3 protein-coding genes and 1 pseudogene are annotated in these 3,815 nt (G+C 55.7%); 3 read left to right on the forward strand and 1 reads right to left on the reverse strand.

The window, feature by feature from the left end; translation table 11 throughout:
* Positions 1-281 precede the first annotated feature (281 nt).
* From F0Q45_RS28140 to F0Q45_RS24855, 3 genes are all read left to right on the forward strand, one after another.
* Positions 282-425: a hypothetical protein gene (locus F0Q45_RS28140; protein ID WP_188113147.1), complete on the forward strand. Its 144-nt coding sequence runs from the start codon at positions 282-284 to the stop codon at positions 423-425.
* A gap of 252 nt (positions 426-677) precedes the next feature.
* On the forward strand, positions 678-1,400 hold the full coding sequence (locus F0Q45_RS24850) for a hypothetical protein (protein ID WP_149656419.1): 723 nt from the start codon (positions 678-680) through the stop codon (positions 1,398-1,400).
* Positions 1,401-2,270: 870 nt separating this feature from the next.
* On the forward strand, positions 2,271-2,711 hold the full coding sequence (locus tag F0Q45_RS24855; protein ID WP_149656420.1) for a hypothetical protein: 441 nt from the start codon (positions 2,271-2,273) through the stop codon (positions 2,709-2,711).
* A 25-nt stretch (positions 2,712-2,736) separates the two neighbouring features.
* Here the strand turns inward: F0Q45_RS24855 and F0Q45_RS24860 are convergent.
* Positions 2,737-3,815 (reverse strand): annotated as a pseudogene (locus F0Q45_RS24860) (PPE family protein); the annotation flags it as partial.

Below are 3,815 nucleotides of genomic sequence, written 5' to 3' on the forward strand. Positions count from 1 at the left end.
CGCGTGAGTAGCCTTGTGCCAAGCCGCCCGGTTTGATCTTGCCCGGTTTTGACCTTGGTTGACCAGCGTCCGGAGGCCGCCCGGGTTCGGCAACTCAGACGCAGTGAACACGGCTTTGGGAACTCGGGCCAGATCGACACGGGGCCCGAGTTCCAGAAGGCCGGGTTGCGTCGCCCGAAGTCCTGTTGCCCGTGTTCGACTCCACGGAGTACCGAATCCGGTATACGTGCTCCCCGCGTTTCCAAAGCACGGGCATCGGGTCCCCGACTAGCACAGGCCTGGTGAGCTTCGGGCTTCAACAACGGCGGCAACAAGAACTGGGCTTCTTCAACACGTCGACCGGCGGCAGCACACTGAACGGCGTCAGCTCCGGAATCGGCAACACCGGCGTCGTCGGCAGCGCTTTCCCACCTTTTGCGGCCTGAACTCGGGCTTCTTTAGCATCGGCACCAACGTGTCAGGCTTATTCAACCTCAGTCGGCAGTTGGGCCAGTACTGCACCCTTAACTGGCCGCAGTCTCACCGAGGCGAAATTTCGAGGACGACACGCAACCAACTCGATAAAGCCAGCATCGGGGACCCGTCATGTCCTCAGCAGCATGCTTCCTTGACAACCGAGGGCAACGGCCGAAATCATATCTTCCATTGCAGTTCGTCGATCGGCCAAGGGGCACCGCATGAAAACCGAATCTTTTTCAGCAGAACAGTATAATCTACTCTTGGATGTGAACTCCGCGGATCAAAGTGTCCACGAAGATCAGAAATTGGCTAGACTGCTCGAGCAAGCTGGCGCCTATTTTTTCAAATTCGGTGTCGATGAATACTATTCCGTGGAATTGCTTCATAAGCACAATACTATCGATCCAGATCATATTATGCTCGAAGATGCGGAAGTATTGGGAGATGGCACCGCAGCGCTTACTACGATGAAGGTCAAACGGCCTTCGAGAGAAGATACCTTTGCTCCAAGCACATTCAAATTACAGACTGGAAAGCTCATCCCGCTCGAGTTCTCGAGAGATCCTGCCGTCAACATTGCCATCGGGAAACTACCCCAACACAGTGAATTCGTCTGCGCCTATCAACGCCTGTTGGCAGACTATGGGTTGAGCGAATTCATCGGGTTGGGTTTTGCGGGAAGAAGATTCTACGACGGCCTGCGCCCTGACCAGATCTTGGTTGAGGAGAGCGATCCGGAAAGGGTCGCTAATATTATTACAATCCGGAATCGGGACGCTATCGAACATGCGAAACTGATTTCGACGAGTTGGGCCTTTAAGCGCACGATTAAACGGTGCTATACTGCAACAGTATGCGTAAAAGTGTGTGTCATCTACACGCCGGGTCATGCAATAGAGCACCGTAAGGGCACCCAGCACAGGCAGTATGAAGAGGCCTGAGACGCCAACTGATAATATGTGCGCGGACCCAGGAGCATTCTCATCAGATGATGTCGGTCCAGCTAACCTCCATTACCATCAGAGAAGTGCTCTGCTATACAACATAATTCCTCGCATCCATGATGCTGGGGCCACTTCACTGCTCGATATCGGTGCCGGTTATCCCGCAATGGCTGTTCCACTATCGAAGCATGTACCGGAATACTGTGCGGTTGAGCAGGATAATAGCTGCGCGGCTGCGTTGAGGGGCGCCGGGCTACAGGTAATTGAGGGAGTTTTTCCGCTGGCCTTACACAGGACCTACGATTTCGTATTATCGTGCCATTCTCTACCTGAGGACTCGCCTTCCTCATATCCTGCATTTCTTAACGGCGCATGGGAGACTGTGAGCCACAATGGACTGATGCTTGTCGTTACATTCAAGGGATCGCGCGGAGCTCTTGGGTACCTTGACGAAAGCCTGCTGGGTAGAACGAGCGTTCATAACCCACAATTCGATGCATTAATTGAGTGCTGCAATCGTTTCGGGAAAGTCGAGGTGTATCCAGTGAATAGCTTTGTAGAAGCGAACTCTGCGGATGCTATCGCTAAATTTTTCGGTCCATGGCTCACGGCATCACCGGACACACGCAATATGTTCAAGAGTCGACTGCTTCGGATTCTAGAGAGCGAGTACAGAGTTCGAGATGACTTGTACGTGTTTCCCACCCAGCACCTTTTTATCGAGTGCAAACGCTAGTTGGCCCGCCCATGCTGTGACACCGAGTCAAGAGGATTGTCGCTTGCTCGTTTCGCTTTGAATCGAAACGATGGCCGTGGGAGATTCCGTGGTCTACCTGAAAATTCATCGTAGGCAACAGAATTCCGTTTGTGTCCGATGCGCTGCGGCGCTGGAACGATGCCCACCCCGGCGAAGCCGTCCTCGATGGGCAGGTGCTTACTCAGCCGTGGCCTGCCACCAACGGGTCGGCCGGGGTCTGCGACAGTCAGGCAGCGCTACGTGGATCGTCCAGCCCGACCGCTTTGCAGTGCCGCATGTCCACGGCGCGGCGGTTGGTGTCTAGGCTCATGCAGCTCCAGAATCCGAATTGTCTTGTCGATAGAGTGACCCCGCGGATGCCGCTACCGCTGCAGCTTCTGCGGACGATCATGTTTCACCCCACGGTGCAGCCCGACGAGTTCCGCGAGACGGCGCGTCTGCTCCGGGCGACGAGATACCCGCAGTCCCGAAAGTTCGTGGGCAGGATCGTCCCGTATCCGGGAACATCGCTGTACCAGACCTATTCTGACGCGGGCTGGTCCTGCGGCTGATCGATGACCGATAGGGTACTAGGAACTAGGGCGCGTTGCTGTTGAGGATGCCGGAGAGTTGGCTGCCGACGTTCCCGAAGCCGGAGATGAAGGCCTGTGTCATGAGGTCCAGGATGCTGGTGTTGTAGAAGCCGGACAGGGAGTTGCCCAAGTTCGCCCAGCCTGATTCCAGGTTGCCGAAGTTCTGGAAGCCAGAATTCCCGACGCCGCCGGCGTTGAACAACCCCGAGGTTTCAGTGAAGAGGTTTCCGATGCCCGATACCGCGCCACTGGCGTTGTTGAGGAAGCCCGATGCGCCACCGGCGCCCGAATTAAAGAAGCCCGACGACGGAGTAGTGCTTGAATTGAAGAATCCCGGACTCTGCTGCCAGCTGAAGCCGAAGGGGAAGGGGCCCACGGTTCCGTTGTCCGCCAGGTTGATTGGCTGAGAAATAACGGCGGTTATCGGGGTTTCGGGATTGAGCACGCTCGAACTGATGGTGAATGGGCCCACGTGCTCGGTGGTTATCGGAATTGTGAACGATACGCTGAGAACGCACCCGACGAACGGAATGTAAATGAGACAGAGCGTCGTCTCCAAGCTGATGGGTATGGGGAATTCAGCAATAGTGAACAGGTCTTGGGTAATGGCGTTGATTGTGCCCTGAATCGGTATCTCTATGTCGGAGTTCACAGCGTAGTTCCAGGGGATTTCGGAAACGGCGGACTGGTAGGAGAAGCTAGCCAATCCTTGGTAGTCGCCGCGCCAGAACACACCGTTGCTGTAGTTCCCTGCGATGAACGCGCCGGTGTTGACATTGCCGGAGTTTCCGATGCCGGTGTTGGAGTTGCCTTCATTGAAGTAGCCGGTGTTGTAGTCGCCTGGGTTGAAGCCGCCGGTGTTGTAGTTGCCCGGGTTGAAACTGCCCGTATTGGTGCTGCCCGCGTTGTAGAAGCCGGTGTTGTAGTTGCCTGCGTTGCCGATGCCGGTGTTGACGATGCCGGTGTTGAAGAATCCGGTGTTGGTGCTTCCGGTGTTGCCGATACCGGTGTTGTAACTGCCGGAGTTTCCGATACCCCAATTCCCGGTGCCGGAGTTCCCGAAGCCGATGTTGTTGGTGCCGG

It is taken from the genome of Mycobacterium simiae, assembly GCF_008370645.1.
GTDB classification, from domain to species: Bacteria; Actinomycetota; Actinomycetes; order Mycobacteriales; family Mycobacteriaceae; genus Mycobacterium; species Mycobacterium simiae_A.